Origin of the sequence: Acinetobacter sp. RUH 2624, assembly GCF_000162375.2 — a bacterium.
Lineage (GTDB): Bacteria > Pseudomonadota > Gammaproteobacteria > Pseudomonadales > Moraxellaceae > Acinetobacter > Acinetobacter nosocomialis.
The window spans coordinates 16,402-36,945 of the sequence record NZ_KI391942.1; the positions used below are offsets into that span (position 1 = coordinate 16,402).

Annotated in this window: 20 protein-coding genes, 4 tRNA genes and 1 pseudogene; 22 read left to right on the top strand and 3 right to left on the bottom strand. The window is 39.7% G+C overall.

Annotated elements, in window-relative coordinates:
• Both filE and HMPREF0014_RS24850 read left to right on the top strand, forming a co-directional pair.
• Nucleotides 1–884 (top strand): putative pilus assembly protein FilE (gene filE / locus HMPREF0014_RS24845; RefSeq protein WP_020992404.1); only part of this gene is annotated, 884 nt, incomplete at its 5' end.
• A gap of 18 nt (nt 885–902) precedes the next feature.
• Nucleotides 903–2,828 carry a hypothetical protein gene (locus HMPREF0014_RS24850; RefSeq protein ID WP_006581516.1) on the top strand — a complete coding sequence of 642 codons (1,926 nt, stop codon included), beginning with the start codon at nt 903–905 and terminating at the stop codon, nt 2,826–2,828.
• Nucleotides 2,829–2,874: 46 nt separating this feature from the next.
• On the opposite strand, the gene HMPREF0014_RS24855 is transcribed toward HMPREF0014_RS24850, so the two are convergent.
• Complete coding sequence (locus tag HMPREF0014_RS24855; RefSeq protein WP_000006666.1) at nt 2,875–3,423, bottom strand: NUDIX hydrolase; 549 nt, start codon at nt 3,421–3,423, stop codon at nt 2,875–2,877.
• A 114-nt stretch (nt 3,424–3,537) separates the two neighbouring features.
• Here HMPREF0014_RS24855 and HMPREF0014_RS24860 point away from each other — a divergent pair, with 114 nt between their 5' ends.
• From HMPREF0014_RS24860 to fghA, 6 genes and pseudogenes are all read left to right on the top strand, one after another.
• Nucleotides 3,538–4,164 (top strand): CoA pyrophosphatase, encoded by a 627-nt coding sequence (locus HMPREF0014_RS24860; RefSeq protein WP_006581515.1) that lies wholly within the window; start codon nt 3,538–3,540, stop codon nt 4,162–4,164.
• A 22-nt stretch (nt 4,165–4,186) separates the two neighbouring features.
• A pseudogene (locus tag HMPREF0014_RS24865) lies at nt 4,187–4,714 on the top strand (gamma carbonic anhydrase family protein).
• A 132-nt stretch (nt 4,715–4,846) separates the two neighbouring features.
• Complete coding sequence (tsaB, locus tag HMPREF0014_RS24870; protein ID WP_006581513.1) at nt 4,847–5,512, top strand: tRNA (adenosine(37)-N6)-threonylcarbamoyltransferase complex dimerization subunit type 1 TsaB; 666 nt, start codon at nt 4,847–4,849, stop codon at nt 5,510–5,512.
• Between the two features lie 11 nt (nt 5,513–5,523).
• Entirely contained in the window at nt 5,524–6,315 is a 792-nt protein-coding gene (locus HMPREF0014_RS24875; RefSeq protein WP_004888684.1) for a class I SAM-dependent methyltransferase, read from the top strand.
• Between the two features lie 136 nt (nt 6,316–6,451).
• The gene (locus HMPREF0014_RS24880) at nt 6,452–7,903 is read left to right on the top strand and encodes a C13 family peptidase (RefSeq protein ID WP_004888682.1); all 1,452 of its coding nucleotides are present in this window, start codon (nt 6,452–6,454) and stop codon (nt 7,901–7,903) included.
• The gene (gene fghA, locus HMPREF0014_RS24885) at nt 7,872–8,723 is read left to right on the top strand and encodes an S-formylglutathione hydrolase (RefSeq protein WP_020992406.1); all 852 of its coding nucleotides are present in this window, start codon (nt 7,872–7,874) and stop codon (nt 8,721–8,723) included. The genes HMPREF0014_RS24880 and fghA overlap by 32 nt, the downstream gene beginning before the upstream one ends.
• On the opposite strand, the gene HMPREF0014_RS24890 is transcribed toward fghA, so the two are convergent.
• The gene (locus HMPREF0014_RS24890) at nt 8,720–8,992 is read right to left on the bottom strand and encodes a DUF2218 domain-containing protein (RefSeq protein WP_004888677.1); all 273 of its coding nucleotides are present in this window, start codon (nt 8,990–8,992) and stop codon (nt 8,720–8,722) included. The genes fghA and HMPREF0014_RS24890 overlap by 4 nt on opposite strands.
• Nucleotides 8,993–9,176: 184 nt before the next feature.
• On the opposite strand from HMPREF0014_RS24890, the gene rpe reads away from it, so the two are divergent.
• From rpe to HMPREF0014_RS24960, 14 genes are all read left to right on the top strand, one after another.
• Nucleotides 9,177–9,863 carry a ribulose-phosphate 3-epimerase gene (rpe, locus tag HMPREF0014_RS24895; RefSeq protein WP_004710471.1) on the top strand — a complete coding sequence of 229 codons (687 nt, stop codon included), beginning with the start codon at nt 9,177–9,179 and terminating at the stop codon, nt 9,861–9,863.
• 355 nt (nt 9,864–10,218) lie between these two features.
• Nucleotides 10,219–11,040 carry a Cof-type HAD-IIB family hydrolase gene (locus HMPREF0014_RS24900; protein ID WP_006581511.1) on the top strand — a complete coding sequence of 274 codons (822 nt, stop codon included), beginning with the start codon at nt 10,219–10,221 and terminating at the stop codon, nt 11,038–11,040.
• A 101-nt stretch (nt 11,041–11,141) separates the two neighbouring features.
• A complete protein-coding gene (locus HMPREF0014_RS24905) occupies nt 11,142–11,537 on the top strand; it encodes a hypothetical protein (protein WP_016804354.1) in 396 nt (131 codons plus the stop codon).
• A gap of 40 nt (nt 11,538–11,577) precedes the next feature.
• The gene (locus HMPREF0014_RS24910; protein ID WP_006581509.1) at nt 11,578–13,512 is read left to right on the top strand and encodes a copper resistance system multicopper oxidase; all 1,935 of its coding nucleotides are present in this window, start codon (nt 11,578–11,580) and stop codon (nt 13,510–13,512) included.
• Complete coding sequence (locus HMPREF0014_RS24915) at nt 13,499–14,254, top strand: copper resistance protein B (RefSeq protein ID WP_020992407.1); 756 nt, start codon at nt 13,499–13,501, stop codon at nt 14,252–14,254. Before HMPREF0014_RS24910 ends, HMPREF0014_RS24915 begins: the two co-directional genes overlap by 14 nt.
• A gap of 28 nt (nt 14,255–14,282) precedes the next feature.
• Nucleotides 14,283–15,278: a cation diffusion facilitator family transporter gene (locus HMPREF0014_RS24920; RefSeq protein WP_006581507.1), complete on the top strand. Its 996-nt coding sequence runs from the start codon at nt 14,283–14,285 to the stop codon at nt 15,276–15,278.
• Nucleotides 15,279–15,426: 148 nt separating this feature from the next.
• On the top strand, nt 15,427–15,747 hold the full coding sequence (locus HMPREF0014_RS24925; RefSeq protein WP_002050323.1) for a multidrug efflux SMR transporter: 321 nt from the start codon (nt 15,427–15,429) through the stop codon (nt 15,745–15,747).
• 11 nt (nt 15,748–15,758) lie between these two features.
• Entirely contained in the window at nt 15,759–16,238 is a 480-nt protein-coding gene (locus tag HMPREF0014_RS24930) for a methylated-DNA--[protein]-cysteine S-methyltransferase (protein ID WP_002050401.1), read from the top strand.
• Between the two features lie 136 nt (nt 16,239–16,374).
• Nucleotides 16,375–17,595: a bifunctional glutamate N-acetyltransferase/amino-acid acetyltransferase ArgJ gene (argJ, locus tag HMPREF0014_RS24935; protein WP_006581506.1), complete on the top strand. Its 1,221-nt coding sequence runs from the start codon at nt 16,375–16,377 to the stop codon at nt 17,593–17,595.
• Nucleotides 17,596–17,741: 146 nt separating this feature from the next.
• Nucleotides 17,742–18,806: a quinolinate synthase NadA gene (nadA, locus tag HMPREF0014_RS24940; RefSeq protein WP_006581505.1), complete on the top strand. Its 1,065-nt coding sequence runs from the start codon at nt 17,742–17,744 to the stop codon at nt 18,804–18,806.
• A 142-nt stretch (nt 18,807–18,948) separates the two neighbouring features.
• A tRNA-Pro gene (locus HMPREF0014_RS24945) sits at nt 18,949–19,025 on the top strand.
• Nucleotides 19,026–19,081: 56 nt separating this feature from the next.
• Nucleotides 19,082–19,158 (top strand) — tRNA-Arg (locus tag HMPREF0014_RS24950).
• Nucleotides 19,159–19,191: 33 nt separating this feature from the next.
• Nucleotides 19,192–19,267: transfer RNA gene (locus HMPREF0014_RS24955), tRNA-His, on the top strand.
• A 4-nt stretch (nt 19,268–19,271) separates the two neighbouring features.
• Nucleotides 19,272–19,348, top strand: a tRNA-Pro gene (locus tag HMPREF0014_RS24960).
• Between the two features lie 157 nt (nt 19,349–19,505).
• On the opposite strand, the gene add is transcribed toward HMPREF0014_RS24960, so the two are convergent.
• Nucleotides 19,506–20,501, bottom strand: coding sequence for an adenosine deaminase (gene add / locus HMPREF0014_RS24965; protein WP_031944404.1), 996 nt, complete (start codon nt 20,499–20,501; stop codon nt 19,506–19,508).
• Nucleotides 20,502–20,544: the final 43 nt, after the last annotated feature.

Here is a 20,544-nt window from a genome sequence, read left to right on the forward strand (position 1 = left end):
CACCGACTGCACCGACTGCACCGACTGCACCGACTGCACCGACTGCACCGGAGCTTCCTTTAAGAATGAGTAAAGCTCAGAAGGAGGAAGTTAAAAAACAGACTAGTAGCGTTAAGACAGAAAGTGTTCCAGCAAAAATTTATTCATCTTCACAAAGTACTTCTCAAACTGTTTCAATACAAGATCCTTCAAATGATCGATCTAAATTTACAAGTATTGATGGCGTAGAGTATGTAAATAATGAATATCTTGAAGATCAGGAATTTAATCTTGAAGGTAAAAAACGCTTTTATGTTATGCCGGATGGACTTGGAAGAACAGAGTTTATCGAAAGAAAAAAAGGTGTAAGCAAGTCTACTTTAGAACAATTGTTTAATAAGCAATCTCAGGAAGATCAAGGAGCGATTGTTTTAGCTCCAACTTATATACGACTGTCTCAAAAAGAATTAGAAACGACTTTTGAGCAAGATAAATGTTTTGTTCAAGGCTATAAAAAGTCAATCAAAGTGCTTGGAGCTAAAAAAGAAGTAAATTTATGGCCTCGAAAGCCATTAAAAGAAAAGTTTGAATATGAGTTGGTAAAACTAGATCCATCTGTACAACATTTACAACTTATGTCATTTGCAGCGAGTAATTCCGCACCTCTATATTATTGGCCTTTAGCTATATTCTTAGATGAGAAGGGCTGTATTTTAGAAGGGGCAAGTGGTTTCAAGAGCAAGTCTTATCCTTCTACGATATTACAACATGCATCGATTCAAGGTACTTTAAGAGTGCCGCCTCATGCGCGTTATATGATGTTAACTCCTTTATCTTCTTCGATAGATGTAGCAGAACAAGAGTTATCAAATCAGGGACAGATTCAAATTTCAGTATTACGTTAAAAATAAGTAGGGTATCTAATGAATAAAAAATTATTATGGCCTTTTGCATTAACCACATTAGCAATCATGCTGAATGGTTGTGGCGGTGGTAGCTCAACCATTAATGAAGATCCTACAAGTGGTTCTGGTAGTTCAAATGCAAATGGAAGTTGTGATGCATCAAATAGTGACTGCTTACAGTTTTCACTCGATTATCCCATTGCTGGTCTTAATTTTACCTGTAGTAGTGCTGCAAATCAGAGTTTTGTTACTAAAGCTTCAGGAAACAGTGTGGTTGGTACATGTAAACTTGGTGATACAGCAAATTTCTTTTTACAAGGCACTCAAACTAAAACAAAGATCGATTTAGGTTCTGTTCAATTAGATAATATTTCAAAGATTAAGGTGGTCGTTCCGCCACGTTTGAAAGTTATGGATATGGCTACGGCTTTAACAGGTGTAGCACCAGCTTCACTAAGTCCAAATGATCCAACCATCCGTGTAGCAATGGCCTTGGTTAAACTCTTTCAAAGCGTTGGTTTAGAGCGTGGTGATAATGTAGTGGGAGATATACAACCTACACTATTTACCGAAGATAAGAAAAATACGCTAAATGTAGTACTTCAAAATATTACTGCTGCTGAATGGCAAAGTGGAGCATACGCCAGTATCTTGAAACCTTGGTTAGATGTTAGCCAAATTGATGATAATCAGGCTTTTGCTTTAGTAACTCAATTGACTCATTTGAGTTTGGTAGGTTTATATCAGTCAGATTACTTGACCTTAGCTCAACCAAACTTAATTTCAGAAAATTTTTATGGATGTAATTTAGCTAATTTAGCGGATTGTCCAAAAAATGCTGCTAATACCCAACACGTAATAGGCAATTTATTTTTACTCTCAGATCGCCAAGGTTATACATTTGGTTACGGCTTACAGTGGAAAGGTACAAGTACTACTACAAGTAACTCAACAGTTACAGCAGTAATGGAAGTATTAACTAAATCTAAGCCAGCTCAACTTACAGCGAATGCTCAAACCACATGGCTCGATCCATTACAAGCTGAGATTAAATCGACGCAACCCTTCCATTTAAAAGCTTCAGCTAATAGCGCTGAAGATTTACTGATTTATCAAGGTAAATTATTAAATGATTCATTTATTGCTGGTCGCGAAAGTCTTTATTTAGGTGCAACAAATAGTAAAACACCAAATCCTCAACAATATGCGTTATGGCGCCAGAGTATAGGTAATCAAAACTATAATGGTTCGCTAGATATCTATAAAGTAACTCCAGCAAGTTATCTTGCAAAAGATATCTTTAGAACTTCAAAAAATGTGAGCTCAGGGCAAACTTATATTTTCCCGTTATATGGTACTTTAAATATTAAATTTGATACTGCTGGAATTTCACCAATCGATTTAGGTATTGTGATTGATGAAAATGGTGACATTCGTACTGATATTAAACCTAATGCAACAGCAACAGATATGTCTGGACAGTGTGGAGTGGTCTCAGATAACACTTTAATTGATAACAATGGCGTTCAACAGTATCGTATAGGGACAACCGGTGGTACAGAGTCTTCTTCAAATGACAAATCAATTACAGTAAAAATGATTTTTGCTGAACCGAAGCTCGGTAATCTCAATGGTATTTTGGCTGGTTTAAATTCGAATGTTGTTCAAGGTACTACTGCAACTGGTAGTCAAACACTGATTGTAAGTGGGGCAAAAATTAACGTTGCCAACTTATTACAAGGGCAGTTAAATGGTATTAACCTTACAACTTATGATAACAAGACAGTTTCATGGTTAAATCCATATGCCTTCTATCAACGAGTCTATAATAATATTAAGGATGTGAGCCCAGCTCCTACAGAAGAGGATAAAGCTTTAGCTGAGCGAATGAGTGGAACGATAACGATTAGAACGGCTGATTGTTATCAAATTAAGACAAAATAAAAACCATAAAAAAAGACCGTGAAAGCGGTCTTTTTTATTAACTAAATTAACCTGTATGGTCTAAACGAGTTCCTAGTGTTTCTAGGTGCGTTGGAAAAACTTGTTTTTTACGATCTTCAAAATAATGTCTGAGTGTGTGTTCGACACTCGGAAAGGCAAGTTCACCCCATGGAATCTCATGCTCTTCGAATAATCGGCTCTCTATGCTTTCTTCACCCGCACCAAAAAGTCCATCTTTTAGCTGAGCTTTGAAAAGTACATAAATTTGACCAATACGAGGAATATTGTACATACAGTAAAGTTGTTCTATTTCAATTTCGGCTTCTGCCTCTTCACGAGTTTCTCGCGCCGCACCTTGTTCCATGGTTTCGAACAACTCCATATAACCAGCCGGCAAAGTCCATAAGCCATAACGAGGTTCAATTGCACGACGGCAGAGGAGTACTTTATCTTCCCATAACGCTAAGGCACCGCAGATTACTTTGGGGTTTTCATAATGAATATTTCCACAATGAGTACAAACACGGCGTACTTTATGATCACCTAAAGGAATTTTTTGTTCGGTTTTATGCCCACACGCTACACAGAAACTCATAATTATCATCGAGTATAGAGATGCCTCAGCATAACTGAATTTTTAGACTTACGCATCAACTCTATTCCCTAAGTTTGATTTTCAGATATGATGCAAAGAGAGACAGAATAATAGGTGAATGGTATGGAAGAGCACTTGCTAACACAAAAGTTACAGCAAAGATTGCGCTTTTCCACCCGCATACAAGAAGCACAAGCTGCAGTACTGATTGCGATTACAAATGAAAATAATCCTAAGGTACTGCTTACACGCCGTTCAATACATATGAACAACCATGCGGGGGAGGTTTCTTTTCCGGGTGGCAAACGTGACCCTAGTGATACAAGTAATATTGTTGTAGCGCTAAGAGAGGCTCAAGAAGAGACGGCTTTAAATCCGTTTGATGTGCAGTTGCTAGGTGATCTGCCTATGCAACGTGCAAGAAGTGGCTTGTCTGTAAAACCGATTGTTGGGCTTATTCCTCCTGAGGTAACTTTAATTCCTCAGCCCACCGAAATTGATCGAATTTTCTTTGTGCCTTTACAGCAACTTATAGAGACGCGTCCGACGCCATATGAAGTGCGATATGCTCATCAATCTTTATACTTCCCAAGCTTGCAGATTGATAATGAAATTATTTGGGGGCTCACAGCGCGGATGTTAATTGCCTTATTTAAATATGGTTTAGGCTACCAAAAAGAGTGGCCATTTCTACTGAACTCACCAACGTTTGGAATGCCAAAATTTTCTCATAAAAAATAAAGATCAGGACTGATAAATTATGATGTATAGCTATTAAGGACAGCATCCAAAAGCCTTACATGAGCCATGGGATGGCTGGGTTGCTCCAACTGCAACGCTTATTGGACAAGTAGAATTAGGCCGTCAGGTCAGCATTTGGTTTGGTGCTGTAGTACGTGCCGATAATTGTATAGTGCGCATTGGTAATTTTTCTAATATTCAAGAAAATTCGGTATTACATACTGATGCTGGACTTGAGCTAAATATTGGTGAATATGTCACGGTCGGACATAAAGTCATGCTGCATGGTTGTACGATTGGTGATAATAGCTTGATTGGTATGAACGCCGTAATTTTAAATCGGGCTGTGATTGGTAAAAATTGTATTATCGGTGCTAATGCTTTAATACCAGAAGGTAAAGTGATTCCAGATAACTCAGTAGTGATGGGTTCACCAGGAAAAATTGTGAAAACTTTGGATGAAGATGGCGCGGCAAAAATACGTTTGAGCGCACTACATTATGCTGAACACTTTAAAAGCTATGCTGATTTAAAAGAATTTCACTTTTAAAATTTTAGTAAGATATTTTCTATGCCAAGCACTCGCTTGGCATTTTTATTTAGATAGGAACAACTCGCCTAACAGGGCCGAGTGGGGTATCATTACTTCCGTTTTTAATCTGATTGAATACTAAGGTTGTGCATGAAACTGCTGGCGTTGGAAACTGCAAACGAGCAATGTTCCATTTCATTAATTGATGAAACCCAAGAACTATTTTTCCAACTTGATACGCGAGCGAAAGCACAAACTCAAACCATTCTGCCAATGATTGAGCAGGGCTTAGAGCAAACTGGACTAGACGCTACTGGTTTAGATGCAATTGCCTTTAGCCGAGGGCCAGGTTCTTTTAGTGGTGTTCGAATTAATGCTGCTGTTGCTCAGGCTTTAGCTTGGTCACAAGATTTACCTGTGGTTCCCGTTTCTACCTTGCAAGCTCTCGCACAAGCGGCTTACCGTCTTGAAGGTTTAGAGCAGGTAACTGCGGTACTCGATGCACGTATGAACGAAGTTTACATTGCAAGTTTTGTTCTAGATGAGCAAGGCATCATGCAGTGTATCGATGAAGAAAAATTAATGAACTACGAGCAAGCGGCTGCCTATGCAAAGCATTGCTTGATTGGTTCAGGTGCTAAACTTCTTCAAGCTGATGCAGAGTATCAAACAATCACTGCCACTGCACAGGACATTGCTTCGATTGCACGTGTCTATGCTGCCCAAAAGCAGTGGGTTGATGCTGAACATGCTTTACCGGTTTACTTGCGTGATGATGCATGGAAAAAAATTGCGGATCAGGGTAAAGCAAAGTAAAGGCACTGCGCATGCATATATATTTTGAAGTGGATTTTCAAGAACAAGCACAGCATTACCAAGCTGTGCTTTCTTCTAGAGGCGTGACTGCCGATTTACAGCCGATTGAAAAGCTCAATGCCCGTTTTTTACGTTTAAATCCTGAATTAGCACTTTGTGTAGATGAAAACGGACTTTGGTTATCTGCGAACGGCATGAAAATGCAGCCTGACTGGAAAGCTGAAATCCCACGTTTAAAACGAGCAAGTCTTAAATCGGAAATGATTGCTCGTGCTTGTCAGTTAGGGGAAAAGCCAGTACTGGTCGATGCTACAGCGGGCTTAGGTCATGACAGCTTACTTATGGCTTATCTGGGTGCCCAAATCCAGCTTGTTGAGCGTCATCCGATTTTATTTACTTTACTTGAAGATTCAAAAGCTCAGGCACAGCGTGATCCATTTTTAAGTCAATTTATAGATCGTATTCAACTAATCTTTGCCGATTCCGCAAGCTATTTACAGCAATTAGATCAAGACGCACAAACGGTTGATGTAGTCTACCTTGACCCGATGTTCCCACAGCGCGACCAAAACCAACAAGCAATTAAAAAACAAGCCCAGGTCAAAAAGCAGATGCAACTTTTGCATTTACTTTTACCCGAAGATGGAGAAATGGATTTGGGAGATAATTTGCTTGATTTGGCCAAAAAAGTTGCCAAGCGAGTGATTGTAAAACGTCCACGTCATGCTGTTTTCTTAGCAAATCAAGAGCCAGCTCATCAGTGGCAGGGGGATGCTTGTCGTTTTGATGCTTACTTTCAGTAAGCTTATGTAAGGATAAGTTTTATTGTTTGAATAATGCACAAATATATGTGATATAGTTCAAAAGCATGATTGCTAAAATTCTTAGCAGGCATACACTTATGATGCCTGACAAAAACGAAATTTTTGAAACCTTTTTATGATTGATCTCAAACCTTCCATTAACTTTTGGCATGATTTTAAAAGTAACCAGCTTGCCGGAATGTGGTTATTTTTGGGGTCAAGACGTTCCTTACAGATTGTACATCCCTCTATTCTTCAACTTATAGTTTGGGGAATATTAGGCGGATGTACCAACTCACTTTATAGCTGGCTCGTAGCTGGTCAAATGGGTGATTTTAACTCCCAAGGCCTAATTGGGTATGCACTATGGCCTTTTATTGCGCTTATTGTTGGTATTTTTTTATCACAGCGTATTAATCAGCCGCGTTTAATGTTAGTCCCAGCCTTACTGTGGCTAGTTTTAGATACCAATATTTTATTAATTCAATGTTTAATTCAATATCTGGGCTCTAATGGTTATTTGAACTTTGTTCCCGACGCTATTTATAACGGTATTTTACCGAGTCTGTTTGTGGCACTTTTTGTGTGGCAAAGTTTGGCAGTTATTTGGGTTTTCTCGCGTGAGCTGAAATGGCCTTGGTGGGAGCGGGCATTGGTCATGGTTGCGACCATTGCAACTATGGTTGTTTGGCAGCTTTCTGTAAAAGATCAGCCTATTTGGAAAGTGGAAGATTCTCCACCTACCTTTGCCGAAGATGCTTTCTATGCACAAAGTAAGTTGCTTCATGATGCGTTAGAGCAAGTCCAATATGGTGAGCTAGCGAAAAGCCACTGGTATTTCTTAGGTGTTGCGGGCGACAGTTACCAAGACGTTTTTAAATCGGAAGTGGTTCGTATTAAAGAACAATTCGATACACGTTTCGGTACTGTCGGACGTTCGATGATGCTAGTCAATAATCCAGATACCCGAACCGAAATTCCGATTGCGTCTAAAACTAGTATAGAGTTGGCTCTACGCCGTATGGGCCAGCAAATGAACCGTGATAGTGATGTGTTATTTTTATATATGACATCGCACGGTGAACAAAACCATTTTGAAATTGAAAATGCACCGCTAGATTTGGGGCAAGTCGATCCGAAATGGTTACGTGAAACGCTTGATAAAGCGGGGATTCGTTGGCGTGTAATTGTCATTTCTGCTTGTTATTCAGGAAGTTTTATTCCTGCATTACAGTCGCCTGATACTTTAATTATTACTGCATCTGCTGCAGATAAAACTTCTTTTGGCTGTAATAACGAAGCTGATTATACGTATTTTGGACGAGCTTTCTTTGACTTGGCGATGCGAGAGCAGTCTTCAATGAAAGATTCGTTTAATGCCGCTAAGCAAACCGTAACCAAATGGGAAGTCGCTCAAGGTGTAGAACCTTCAGAGCCGCAATGGATGATTGGTAAGAATATGGAGCTTATGCTACCTCAGTTGGAAAAATATCTTTTCCCACAGCAAAGCACAGGTAGTGTAAATATTGCTCAAACACAAACAGAGGCTAAAAACGATGCAACTCCTGCAAAAAAACCGCTGCTTTGAAGGTGAGCAGCGCACTTACCAGTTCGATTCTCAATTATTAAAGGGCTCTACTAAGTTTGGTGTTTATTTGCCACCTGCAGCTTTGGAAGGTAAACCTTGCTCAACTTTGTTTTACTTAGCGGGTTTAACGTGTACTGAGGAAACTTTTGCAATCAAAGCCCATGCACAACACATGGCCGCGCAGCTTAGCCTCATACTGATTACACCAGATACTTCTCCTCGTGGTGAACAAGTCGCTGTAGGTGACCATTGGGATATAGGGCAAGGTGCTGGCTTTTATATTAATGCAACGCAAGCGCCTTGGTCTGAGCATTATCAGATGGAAAGCTATTTAATTGATGAGTTATATCCACTCATTTTAAAAAGTTTTCCGGTAAATACTAAACAAGTTGGTGTCTTCGGACATTCGATGGGTGGCCATGGTGCCTTAACTTTAGCTTTTAAATATCCTGACAAGTTTAAGTCGGTATCTGCATTTGCACCGATTTGCGCGCCAAGTGAATGTGCATGGGGTGAAAAAGCATTTAGCCATTATTTAGGTACAGACCACGATAGCTGGTTGGCTCATGATGCTACAGCTTTAGTCTTAAAAAATGGTGCAGTTTTTAGCGAAATTTTGGTTGATCAGGGATTGGATGATCAATTTTATGAACAACTTCACCCTGAAAAATTTAAGCAAGCATGTTTAAAAGCAGGACAGCCCTTAACTTTAAGACAACATGCTGGCTATGATCATGGCTATTATTTTATCCAGACCTTTATGGATGAGCACTTGCAGTTTCATGCAATCCAGTTAGAAAAGGTAACATCAGCGAGTTAGTGCTGCCATTCCACCTGAAATTCTTGTTGAGCCATACGGTTTAGGTGATCAAGGACAACTTTTTCCAAGTGGTCGTGATCATCTAACTGACTATCAATAGCAACATTTAATTGCTCTGTTTGAGGTGCAAGTGTAATGGTTGCACTAGGCATGAAGATTTTAAAATCTTGATCAGTTTCTTGTACTTCAAATTTGTGCTTCCAATGATTGACTAGACGTTTTGCAATGCGTTTACCATCATTTGTTAATAGATGAGTTGTGCTTTTCATTATCAATCCTCACATTGGTTTAATGTACCTTAACAAATTCGTTTGGCACTTAGCATTCTATAGTAGCAACGTTACGTTGCAAGTTTGAAATGTTGCCATTTAAGCAAGGAAGAGCGGGCCAACTAGGTTCTTTTTTGTTATAATTTTTAGCCTCTCCTTAAACTTCTAGCCAGGTCATCCACCTATGTCCAAGCCTTATTTGATTGCTCCTTCTATTTTATCTGCCGATTTTGCTCGTTTAGGCGAAGATGTAGACAAAGTGTTAGCTGCAGGTGCAGATGTAGTGCATTTTGACGTTATGGATAATCATTATGTTCCAAACTTAACTTTTGGTGCAGGGGTGTGTAAGGCTCTAAAAAAATATGGTGTTAAAGCTCCTATTGATGTGCATTTAATGGTATCTCCAGTTGATCGTATTATTGGCGATTTCCTAGAAGCTGGCGCAGATATTATTACGTTTCACCCAGAAGCATCTCACCATATTGACCGTTCATTGCAACTTATCAAGTCAGGTGGTGCTAAAGCAGGTCTAGTTTTCAATCCAGCAACCCCATTACATTATTTGGACTACGTACTTGATAAAGTTGACCAAATTTTATTAATGAGTGTAAACCCAGGTTTTGGCGGACAAAAGTTCATTCCAATGACTTTAGAAAAATTACGTGAAGCTCGTAAAATTATTGATGCAAGTGGTCGAGATATTCGCTTAGAAGTAGATGGTGGTGTTGGTCCTGCAAATATCCGTGAAATTGCAGAAGCTGGTGCAGATATGTTTGTTGCTGGTTCAGCAATTTTTGGTCAACCAGATTATAAAGTTGTAATTGATCAAATGCGTGCAGAGCTTGCTAGAGTTGGTACTGTGAGCGTTTAAAAAAGCTTATTAAGCTGAGAGTAAACTTGTGGATAACTTTGTTTATAACTTTATGGATAACTGTGTTGATAACCGTATGGATAAAATGTTGGTAAAATAAACAAAAAGAGATCAACCGATTACTCTCTACACAAAATATATAAAAAAAGAACGCTTTGGGGTTCTTTTTTTATACGTATTGGATATTTTATTGTCTGTTTTTTTATTAAGCTTTGCTAAAAAATGACCTGTGCAAAAAATGAGATGGAGCTGTGTAAAACTTTTAAAACATAATAAATAGAAAACTGTAAAAGTGTCATGAAAAGTAAAGCTAAATTTGATTTAATAAGATTTTAGTAAGAGACCTAGATCATTAATGACAGTAAAAATTTTAGCGGTAGATATGGATGGGACTTTTCTTAATTCTAAGAAGCAGTACAACAAAGCACGTTTTTTAAAACAGTATGAACAACTAAAACAAAATAATATTCATTTTGTGGTGGCCAGTGGTAACCAACTTGCAAAGCTTGTTACTTATTTTCCAGAAATTAATCATGAAATTGCTTTCATTGCAGAAAATGGAGCACATGTTGTAGATGCAGGGCAAGAACTCGCTTTTGCTCATTTAAGCAAAGAACAGTTTGGTAAGATTCTAAAAGCGATTGACCCTGCGTATACCTCGACCATGGTGATCTGTGGGAAACAGAGTGCTTATGTACATAGGAGTATGAATGCAGAGGACTACGCTAAAGTCGCTCGATATTTTGAGAAGCTGACAGTTATCGATGACTTTTATACGTTAGATGATCTGGTGTGTAAAATTACTTTTACTGCTCAGGAAAACGAAAGTTTTGCAATTTTTGAACATTTTCAGAAGCAAAGCTTCGTAGCAGATAAGGTTTTAGTGCCTGTTTCTAGTGGCTTTGGTTTTATTGATTTGATCCTTCCAGATCAACATAAAGCGCATGGTTTGAAACTATTACTACAAAAATGGCAGATTGAAGCCAATCAAGTGGTTGCGATTGGCGATAACAATAATGATATCCAGATGATCAAAGCAGCAGGTTATGGGTTTGCGGTTGAAAATGCTATTGAAGCTTTAAAAGCAGTAGCACCTTATACAACACGAAGTAATGAACGAGAAGGTGCACTAGAAGTGATTGATTTAGTTCTTCAGCATCAACCTCCGTTTGCTTAATGACCATAAAAACAATCAATTAAGATGTAAAATTGTATCTGTTTTAAAACTTGGTTATGCTTATACCCCATAGATAAATGGATTGCTCAAGGCAATAAATGATGACGCTGCAACACTTACGCAAGTATGCTTGGTTTGTGTTCCTAATGACTTTGGTCATTGGGTGGAGTGGCGTGTCTGTTGCTCAGATGCCTATGCAGCATGATCTTCATACAATGCCATGCCATAGTAAGCAAATGACACATCACACTATGCATGTTCAAGCTGATGATCAAGCGATGTGTCATCAATCTATGGTTAAAGTTTCTCATCAACATGGTGAACACTGCCAAGACTGTAACCCAGTCCATTGTCAAATAGTGAATCTGGCTTTACAGCAAGCTGTACCAGATATTGAAACATCATTTATTCCTAGTACATCTCAATTTAGTAGTATTTATCAGGCACAGCATTTAGCTGGATACTGGCAAGAAATCTTACGTCCACCAAAAGCTTAATCCTTTCTTAATTATTTTTTTAGTTAAAAGGATTACAGCAATGTCTCATAAAACAATTAGCAGCCTCGTCGCTGTATTTGGTCTATTGGTTTCACCATGGACCCTCGCGGCAATTAAGGAATATCACCTTAATATTAATGAACAACAGGTCAATGTTACGGGAAAACCCCTTAAACGAATTACCGTAAATGGCAAGTTTACAGCCCCACTTCTTGAGTTTGAGGAAGGGGATGAGGCTGTTATTCATGTTCATAACCAATTAAAGAATCAAGATACCTCTTTACACTGGCATGGGTTGTTACTACCGGGGTTAATGGATGGTGTGCCGGGTTTCAATGGTTTTAAAGGAATCGCGCCAAACGGAGATTTTGTTTACCGTTTTAAGGTGAAACAAAATGGCACATATTGGTATCACGCCCACAGTAAAGGCCAAGAACAAGATGGTCTATATGGACCACTCGTGATTTATCCAAAAGGAAAAATACCCGTTGCAGCGCATGAAAAAACTGACCGTGATTATGTGGTGATGCTTTCAGATTTTCATCAGTCTTCTAGCGATAGTATTTTAAAGAATTTAAAGAAATCTGCTGAGTATTATCAAAACCGCCGTGAAACCGTATCTGATGTTTGGAAGCAAGTGAAAGCACAGGGCTTAAAAGCAACTTGGCAAGATCGTTCGATGTGGAATCAGATGCGGATGTTAAAAACCGATATGTCTGATGTGACGGGTTATACCTTCTTAGTTAACGGCAAGACACCAGAGCAAAACTGGACAGGTAACTTTAAAGCGGGCGATAAGGTTCGATTACGATTTATTAATGCTTCAGCTATGTCTTTTTTTGATGTCAGAATTCCAAATTTAAAAATGACTGTCGTGAGTGCAGACGGACAGCCAGTTAAACCTGTTGCAATTGATGAGTTTCGTATTGGTACAGCCGAAACTTACGATGTCATTGTAGAACCTAAACAAGCAAATTATCAGATTGAAGCAGAGTCTATTGACCGCAGTGGTTTTGCCATTGGTACTCTGCATGATGAAAACACCCAAGCTGTAGGGCCAATTCAAATGCCACAGCCGCGCCCACGTGCTTTATTAACCATGGACGATATGGGCATGAGTCATGGGGGTAAAAGCGATCAACATGCTGGCCATCAAATGAACATGCAGCATGACATGTCGGCTATGCCTGAGATGAAAAAAGAGACGAGTCAGGCTAATCATGATCACACAATGATGAAAATGGACCATGACATGAAAGATATGTCATCTGACGGGCATGATCATTCCATGATGCACATGAAGCATGACATGTCGGCCATGTCTGAAATAAATCATGATATGCAGACTATGTCATCTAGCGAACATGATCACGCTATGATGAATATGAATCATGAGATGCCATCTCAATCTGAGAATAAGCCTAAAAATGATGAACCCGTTTATGGCTGGGCAAATGCTTCAACACCAGCAGGTATGAAAGCACTGCAATATAGTGATTTGCAGTCTTTAACACCGCAGCCAGATACTCGTGCGCCCGAGCGTGAATTAGTCATTCGTTTAGGGGGCAACATGGAACGTTATATCTGGACTATTAATGGTAAGAAATTTAACGAAGCTGAACCATTACAAGTTAAATATGGCGAACGTATTCGCTTGAAGTTTGTAAATGACAGCATGATGGCTCATCCAATGCATTTACATGGCATTTTTATGCAATTGGAAAATGGTCAACAAGCTGAAAACTTACCAAATAAACATACCGTTATTGTTCCACCCGGAAAAACCGTTACTGCGTTATTGACAGCCGATGCTTTGGGAGAATGGGCGATTCATTGTCATTTGCTCTATCACATGAGTGCGGGGATGATGAATAAGTTGATTGTTGCTCAAGTAAATGACAGCCAACAACCAGCTCAATCACAGCCACCTGTTCAATCTGAAAATGAGAAAGGAGCTAGTCATGCGCATCACTAAGTTATTTTCTCAAATGATATGTTGCGGTGCTTTCTCGGGTATATCTTTATTTGCTTTTGCTCAAGAACCTTTAACACACGATCATTTACGCGAACATGGTGGACAGGTTTATCAAGCAACTAAGATTGATACTGGCTGGACTCAAAATGAAGAGGGTGAAGGCAGTTTTTCTTCTGAATTGGAAAGCTGGGTGGGAACGGATGAAAATAAATTGTTCATTAAAGCCCATGTTGAAAAGGCCGAGTCGGAAGATGCCAATTATGGCGGTTCAGTACTTTATAGCCGCAATATAGCTGATTATTGGGATGTACAGGCTGGGGTAAACTATGAACGTTTACAACGGGAAGACGAAAAGCAAGAACGTTGGGCTGGTGTAGTGGGTTTACATGGCATGGCGCCTTACTTTTTTGAAACCGATGCTTATCTTTATGCAGGTGAAGATCAGTTATGGAAGTTGAGCCTAGAGACCGAAAGGGACTTACTCTTTACCCAAAAGTTGATTGGTAAGCCCTATTTAAAAGCAAATGTTGTTTTGCAAGATGAATCTCGCTATGCCAGTAAAACGGGGCTATCAAGTTTACAGGCAGGTTTTCAAACCCGTTATGAAATCAATAAAAAGGTCATGCCATTTGTTGATGTCGGTTATGGTTATGAAAAAGGTTTAAAACAAACCGCTTGGCAAACTGGAACCGACTCAGAACATGGTTGGTATTATGGAGCTGGGTTAACACTAAAATTCTAATTGCCGAACAAAAAGTAAGCTTAATGACATGCCATTGGTTTATACTGATGGCATTGTTTTTTGTGTCAGTTATGGTGCAAAGATGGCTTTAGAAAAACAAGAGAATCAAATAAATGTAAATAAAAGCTGCTCAAGCTGTGGGTGTTCAAGCGTAGTAACTCAGGAATATTCTATGCCGAGTGAACTTATGGCAAATAAAATCCAATGGGTGAGTTATTACCATATTCCTCACATGGATTGTGCAGCCGAAGAACAAATGGTGCGAATGGCGTTAGCACCTTATGCTGGACATATTCAAGAACTTGATTTTGATTTGCCTGCTCGGCATTTAGCGGTATATCACAGTACAGAAGCTGAAAAAATTACCCAAACCCTGCAACGCCTAGGTTTAGGGGCAGAGTTACAGCAAACTCAACCTCACTATGAACCCGTTGAAAAGCCTAAAAAGGTACGTGTTAGCTCTTCAGCTAATGCAGCACAAAAACAGGTTTTACAATGGTTGTTACTTATTAATGCAGTGATGTTTTTTATCGAATTTATGGCAGGCATCATTGCGTCATCAACAGGATTAATTGCTGACTCACTCGATATGTTTGCCGATGCGGCAATTTATGGAATTGCTTTATTTGTGGTAGGTAAAAACCTCAATGCTCAATTAAAGGCTGCACATATTTCCGGATGGTTTCAGTTTGGCTTAGCCATGATTGTGTTAGTTGATGTATTACGTCGTTTTATATACGGCAGTGAACCTGTTTCAATTCTCATGATTTTAATTGGCGGTTTAGCGCTTGCAGCCAATGTTAGTTGTCTTTATTTAATGAGAGATCATAAGGAGAGTGGGGCACATATGAAGGCGAGTTATATATTCTCTGCCAATGATGTCATCGTAAACTTAGGTGTCATTATTGCGGGAATATTAGTTGCAATCACTGGCTCTCGTTATCCTGATTTAATTATTGGATTGATTATTGTTTTGTTTGTTTTAAATGGTGCTCGGAAAATTCTACAACTCAAAAATGAATAATATTTTCTGATAAAGGCAAGCTTGAGTTCGGGTTTGCCTTCATTTTTTATTTTAAAGTAAACTGAGTCTTCACATAAGGAGGAACGACCTCCCCCATAATGGGTAATCATGTCAGGACGACCTGACACTATAAAAATTAGTGAATGTTATGGCTTGGGCTATTTTAATTTTAGCAGGTGTATTTGAAATCATTTGGGCATATTCTATGAAAATGTCTGAAGGTTTTACACGTTTAACCCCTAGTGTTATTACCGTAGTTTTTATGATTTTGAGTGTGGTTCTGCTTTCAATATCAATGAAAACTTTACCCCTTGGTACTGCTTATACGGTTTGGACAGGCATAGGTGCAATTGGATCATTTTTAGTGGGTATATTTTTTCTCAATGAACCTATTGGTGCAATGAGAATGATTGCCGCTGTACTGATTGTATCGGGACTGGTTCTAATGAAAATTTCGTCTCCATCTTAAAAGGATAAAGTATGTTGCTGTCTTATAAGTATATCAATTCGCCTGTTGGGCAATTAAAACTAGTTGCGAATGAAAATGCTTTGGTGGCAGTACTTTGGGACAATGAAAATCCAAAACGTGTTCGACTGGCAGAGCTGGTCGAACAAGCTGAGCATCCGGTTTTATTAAAAACTGAGCAACAGTTAAAAGAATACTTTGAAGGCAAACGCCGTGAATTTACATTGCCATTAGATTTTGAAGGTACAGCATTCCAAAAACAGGTGTGGACCGCATTACTCAGCATTCCTTATGGCGAAACAAGAAGTTATAAAGAAATTGCTGTTCAAATTGGAAATGAAAAAGCAGTGCGAGCAGTAGGGGCTGCCAATGGTAAAAACCCAATTTCGATTATTGCACCTTGTCACCGAGTCATTGGCGCGGGTGGCGCTTTAGTGGGTTTTGCTGGTGGTCTTGATAAGAAAGATATTTTATTAAAATTAGAGCAAAAATAAGCTATTTTTAGCGCTCGATTTTTTCAGGCTTTTCTAATAAGCTGTCAATACTGATATTTCATATAAAGCGGGTTTTATGACCTCGCTATTTTCTGAAATATTGATCTTTTCATAACAAACTCTGGATGTTCTAAAAATGGCTGTCGGCGACGTAACAATGCCACAAATGCATGTGGTAAAAGGTGTAAAAATTGGCTCAACAGAAGCATATGTACGTTACCAAAACCGACGAGATTTAGTCATTTTTGAGTTTGCAGAAGGTTCAAATGTTGCGGGTGTATTTACTCAAAACGCCTTCTGTGCAGCACCTGTTCATGTCTCTAAAGCTCATCTTGCCGAAGGCAATCCTCGTTATTTAGTAATTAATACAGGTAATGCCAATGCAGGTACTGGACCTACAGGCTTAAAAAATGCTCAAGCTACTTGCGCGAAGTTAGCTGAGCTTGCTGGTGTGAACAGTTTTGAAGTACTTCCGTTTTCTACAGGGGTGATCGGTGAACAGCTTCCAATGGAACGTTTACTTGCTGGTCTTCAACCTGCATTAAATAGCGTACAAGATGCTGCTTGGAATGATGCAGCAACTGGCATTATGACGACAGATACAGTTCCTAAAGGTGCATCTGAACAATTTGAACTTGATGGCATTACTTATACCATGACTGGTATTAGTAAAGGTGCTGGAATGATTCGTCCAAACATGGCAACCATGTTGAGCTTTGTTGCTACAGATGCGCCTATTAGCCGCGATTTAGTCCAAAAGCTATTAAAGACAACGGTTGAGCATTCATTTAACCGTATTACCATTGATGGTGATACTTCAACAAATGACTCTTGTATTTTTGTGGCGACTGGTCAGGCTGGTGGCACTGAAATTACATCGGAAAGCGATGTGCGCTACGCAAAAGTATTAGAAGTGCTTGCTCGTGTCATGAACCGTTTAGCACAGTTAATTATACGTGATGGCGAAGGTGCGACCAAGTTCATTACTGTTGCTGTAGAGGGTGGTGGTAATACTCAAGAGTGTTGTGACATTGCGTATAGCATTGCACATTCTCCACTCGTTAAAACTGCACTGTTTGCATCTGACCCGAACTGGGGACGTATTTTAGCGGCAATTGGCTATGCAGGAGTGAAAGACTTAGACGTGTCTAAAATTCAGGTGTGGTTAGATGACGTTCAAATCTGTAAAGATGGTGGTGCAGCCGAGGACTATACCGAAGAAGCGGGTGCGCGCGTTATGGCACAAACCGAAATTACCATTCGCGTTGATTTAGGTCGCGGTCAAGCCAAGGACACAGTCTACACATGCGATTTATCTTACGACTACGTCAAGATTAATGCAGATTACCGTTCGTAAATATTCAGTTATAATCAAGCCTCGACAAAGAGGCTTTTTTATTAGCCCCATCTTTTGATATTAAATGATTCAATTTAGTAAATCATTTAAGCAGTAACGTTATATGCGAGCAGGTATGCCAGCATGAAGGATAGAGAAGACGTTTTATGAGTGATGCGACTTTAATTGCCAACGATGCAAAAAACATTGTACAAGCGCATTTAGACCGTTTAGGTGAACCAAAAGACAACCGCCTAAGTGAAGAAGCAAAACAACAAAAGTTTGCACAGATCGAAGCAGAGCTCAAAAAACGTGATGCTGTCCTTGTTGCTCACTACTATTGCGATCCCGATGTACAAGAACTTGCAGAAAAAACAGGTGGATGCATTTCTGACTCTTTAGAAATGGCCCGTTTTGGACGAGATCATGCAGCCTCTACACTGGTTGTAGCTGGTGTTAAGTTTATGGGAGAAACAGCTAAAATTCTGTCTCCTGAAAAAACAATCCTGATGCCGACTCTTGAAGCAACTTGTTCACTTGACTTAGGTTGTCCAGTCGATGAGTTCACAGCATTTTGTGATCAACACCCTGACCACACCGTAGTGGTTTATGCCAATACATCGGCTGCTGTTAAAGCACGTGCGGATTGGGTAGTGACTTCCAGCTGTGCAGTTGAAATTGTTGAGCACCTAGACAGTTTGGGCGAAAAAATTATTTGGGCACCAGATCAGCACTTAGGTCGCTATATTCAAAAGAAAACTGGTGCAGATATGTTGCTTTGGGATGGCGCATGTATTGTGCATGAAGAATTCCGTGCACGTGGCATTGCCAACATGAAAGCATTGTATCCAGATGCGGCTGTATTGGTACATCCAGAGTCACCAGAGTCGGTAGTAGAAATTGCCGATGCGGTAGGTAGTACTTCTCAACTCATTAAAGCTGCACAGACTTTGCCAAATGAAAGACTCATTGTGGCAACTGACCGTGGTATTTTCTACAAAATGCAGCAAGCAGTACCAGATAAGATTTTAGTTGAAGCTCCAACAGCGGGTGAGGGAGCAACTTGTCGTTCATGTGCTCATTGTCCGTGGATGGCAATGAATGAACTCGACGGAATTTTAGAAGTTTTACAAAAAGGCGATCAAGAAATACACGTTGATCCAGCGCTAGCTGAACGTGCCAAAATGCCTTTAGATCGAATGTTAGCCTTTAGTGCATCGTTAAAACGTTAAAAAGCCTCAAAATGCTTGTTAAATATACATTTGATAAGGATTTTTAACTTTTTTTGACAATAGGTGTTGACGTCTGAGGGCGTCGCGCCTAGAATGCACACCGTACCGCACGATGTGCGATACAGCAAAAGCTGAGATAGATCGGAGCATAGCACAGCCTGGTAGTGCACCTGGTTTGGGACCAGGGGGTCGTAGGTTCGAATCCTACTGCTCCGACCACTTAAAAGAATATTTTAAGATCGGCGAAGTATCGCATGATAAGCATCATCGGTTAAGCGCCTGTAGCTCAGTTGGATAGAGCATCCGCCTTCTAAGCGGATGGTCACAGGTTCGAATCCTGTCAGGCGCGCCATTTGGTAGCTTGGTACATAGAACTTATTTGATGGTGGATGTAGCTCAGTTGGTAGAGCCCTGGATTGTGATTCCAGTTGTCGCGGGTTCGAATCCCGTCATTCACCCCAATTTCGGAGCATAGCACAGCCTGGTAGTGCACCTGGTTTGGGACCAGGGGGTCGTAGGTTCGAATCCTACTGCTCCGACCATATTTAAAAGCGTTCAAGCTTTCTAAAATATCCCAAATATTGAAAATAATTTCTTCTAGTCTTACAGACAGAAGGAATTTTTTTGTTTTTATATATTTAAATTTTAATTCATACACACTCCAATATTTGAACTTGTTTAAATAAGTTCTGTTCTCTGTTATTGATATTTCTGCCTTAACTCATCTTTTTCTTGTTCTGATAAAAATGCGATTTTAAGTCCATTTTGTTGAGCTGTATAAATTTGCTCTGGGCTTAAACCTGCTAGTGGGGCAGCAGTTAAATATTCATGTTGTATTTCAATACCTTCAACCGCTGGGTCATCTGTATTAATAGTGGCAAGCACACCATGTTCTAAAAAAGTCTTTAATGGATGCTCTGCTAAAGAAGGCACTGTGTTGGTTTGAATATTTGAGGTGAGACAAGATTCAATACCAATCTGGTGTTTAGCCAAATAATCTAGAAGTTTTAAATCTTGAACGGCTTTAACACCATGCCCAATCCGTTCTGCACCTAATTCTTCAATGGCTTGCCAAATACTCTCTGGGCCAGCAGCTTCGCCTGCATGTACCGTAATGTGCCAACCTGCATCACGCGCTTTTTTAAAGTGTTCAATAAATAAATTGCCCGGAAAACCAAGCTCATCTCCAGCGAGATCCAGCGCTTTAATATCATTTTTATGGGCAAGTAGGGCATTTAATTCTTTTTCGCAGGCTTCTTGGCCAAAAGTACGGCTCATAATGCCAATTAAATTCGCTTTTACCCCGTAAGCTTGGCTGCCTTCTTTTACGCCAGCAATAACTGCTTCAACAACCCCTTCAAGTGGAAGTTGATGTGTCATTCCCATATAACCCGGTGAAAAACGTAACTCTACATAGTCTAGGCCTTGTTGTGCTGCATCTTGCATATTTTCAAAAGCAATACGTTTGCAGGCATCTAGGCTCGCTAATACCTTTACGCCCCAATCGAGCTTCGATAAAAAACTTAATAAGTCTGGTTGGTTATCCATCACTTGTACGTGTGGTCGTAAAGATTCAATGTCGTAAGCAGGTAAATCTAAATGGTATTGTTGCCCCAACTCTAAAATGGTTTGAATGCGAATGTTTCCATCAAGGTGGCGGTGTATATCTGTAAGTGGAAGCGTTTTTGCAATCATGGATTTCTTCTTATCTGTTCGTATCAGTTCATCATGCCTGTTT

Bases quoted from the DNA above. Each gene is read 5' to 3' on its own strand.
- HMPREF0014_RS24850 (WP_006581516.1), top strand. From the start codon at position 903: ATGAATAAAAAATTATTATGGCCTTTTGCATTAACCACATTAGCAATC.
- HMPREF0014_RS24855 (WP_000006666.1), bottom strand. From the start codon at position 3,423: ATGAGTTTCTGTGTAGCGTGTGGGCATAAAACCGAACAAAAAATTCCT.
- tsaB (WP_006581513.1), top strand. From the start codon at position 4,847: ATGAAACTGCTGGCGTTGGAAACTGCAAACGAGCAATGTTCCATTTCA.
- HMPREF0014_RS24875 (WP_004888684.1), top strand. From the start codon at position 5,524: ATGCATATATATTTTGAAGTGGATTTTCAAGAACAAGCACAGCATTAC.
- HMPREF0014_RS24880 (WP_004888682.1), top strand. From the start codon at position 6,452: ATGATTGATCTCAAACCTTCCATTAACTTTTGGCATGATTTTAAAAGT.
- fghA (WP_020992406.1), top strand. From the start codon at position 7,872: ATGCAACTCCTGCAAAAAAACCGCTGCTTTGAAGGTGAGCAGCGCACT.
- HMPREF0014_RS24890 (WP_004888677.1), bottom strand. From the start codon at position 8,992: ATGAAAAGCACAACTCATCTATTAACAAATGATGGTAAACGCATTGCA.
- rpe (WP_004710471.1), top strand. From the start codon at position 9,177: ATGTCCAAGCCTTATTTGATTGCTCCTTCTATTTTATCTGCCGATTTT.
- HMPREF0014_RS24900 (WP_006581511.1), top strand. From the start codon at position 10,219: ATGACAGTAAAAATTTTAGCGGTAGATATGGATGGGACTTTTCTTAAT.
- HMPREF0014_RS24905 (WP_016804354.1), top strand. From the start codon at position 11,142: ATGACGCTGCAACACTTACGCAAGTATGCTTGGTTTGTGTTCCTAATG.
- HMPREF0014_RS24910 (WP_006581509.1), top strand. From the start codon at position 11,578: ATGTCTCATAAAACAATTAGCAGCCTCGTCGCTGTATTTGGTCTATTG.
- HMPREF0014_RS24915 (WP_020992407.1), top strand. From the start codon at position 13,499: ATGCGCATCACTAAGTTATTTTCTCAAATGATATGTTGCGGTGCTTTC.
- HMPREF0014_RS24920 (WP_006581507.1), top strand. From the start codon at position 14,283: ATGCCATTGGTTTATACTGATGGCATTGTTTTTTGTGTCAGTTATGGT.
- HMPREF0014_RS24925 (WP_002050323.1), top strand. From the start codon at position 15,427: ATGGCTTGGGCTATTTTAATTTTAGCAGGTGTATTTGAAATCATTTGG.
- HMPREF0014_RS24930 (WP_002050401.1), top strand. From the start codon at position 15,759: ATGTTGCTGTCTTATAAGTATATCAATTCGCCTGTTGGGCAATTAAAA.
- argJ (WP_006581506.1), top strand. From the start codon at position 16,375: ATGGCTGTCGGCGACGTAACAATGCCACAAATGCATGTGGTAAAAGGT.
- nadA (WP_006581505.1), top strand. From the start codon at position 17,742: ATGAGTGATGCGACTTTAATTGCCAACGATGCAAAAAACATTGTACAA.
- add (WP_031944404.1), bottom strand. From the start codon at position 20,501: ATGATTGCAAAAACGCTTCCACTTACAGATATACACCGCCACCTTGAT.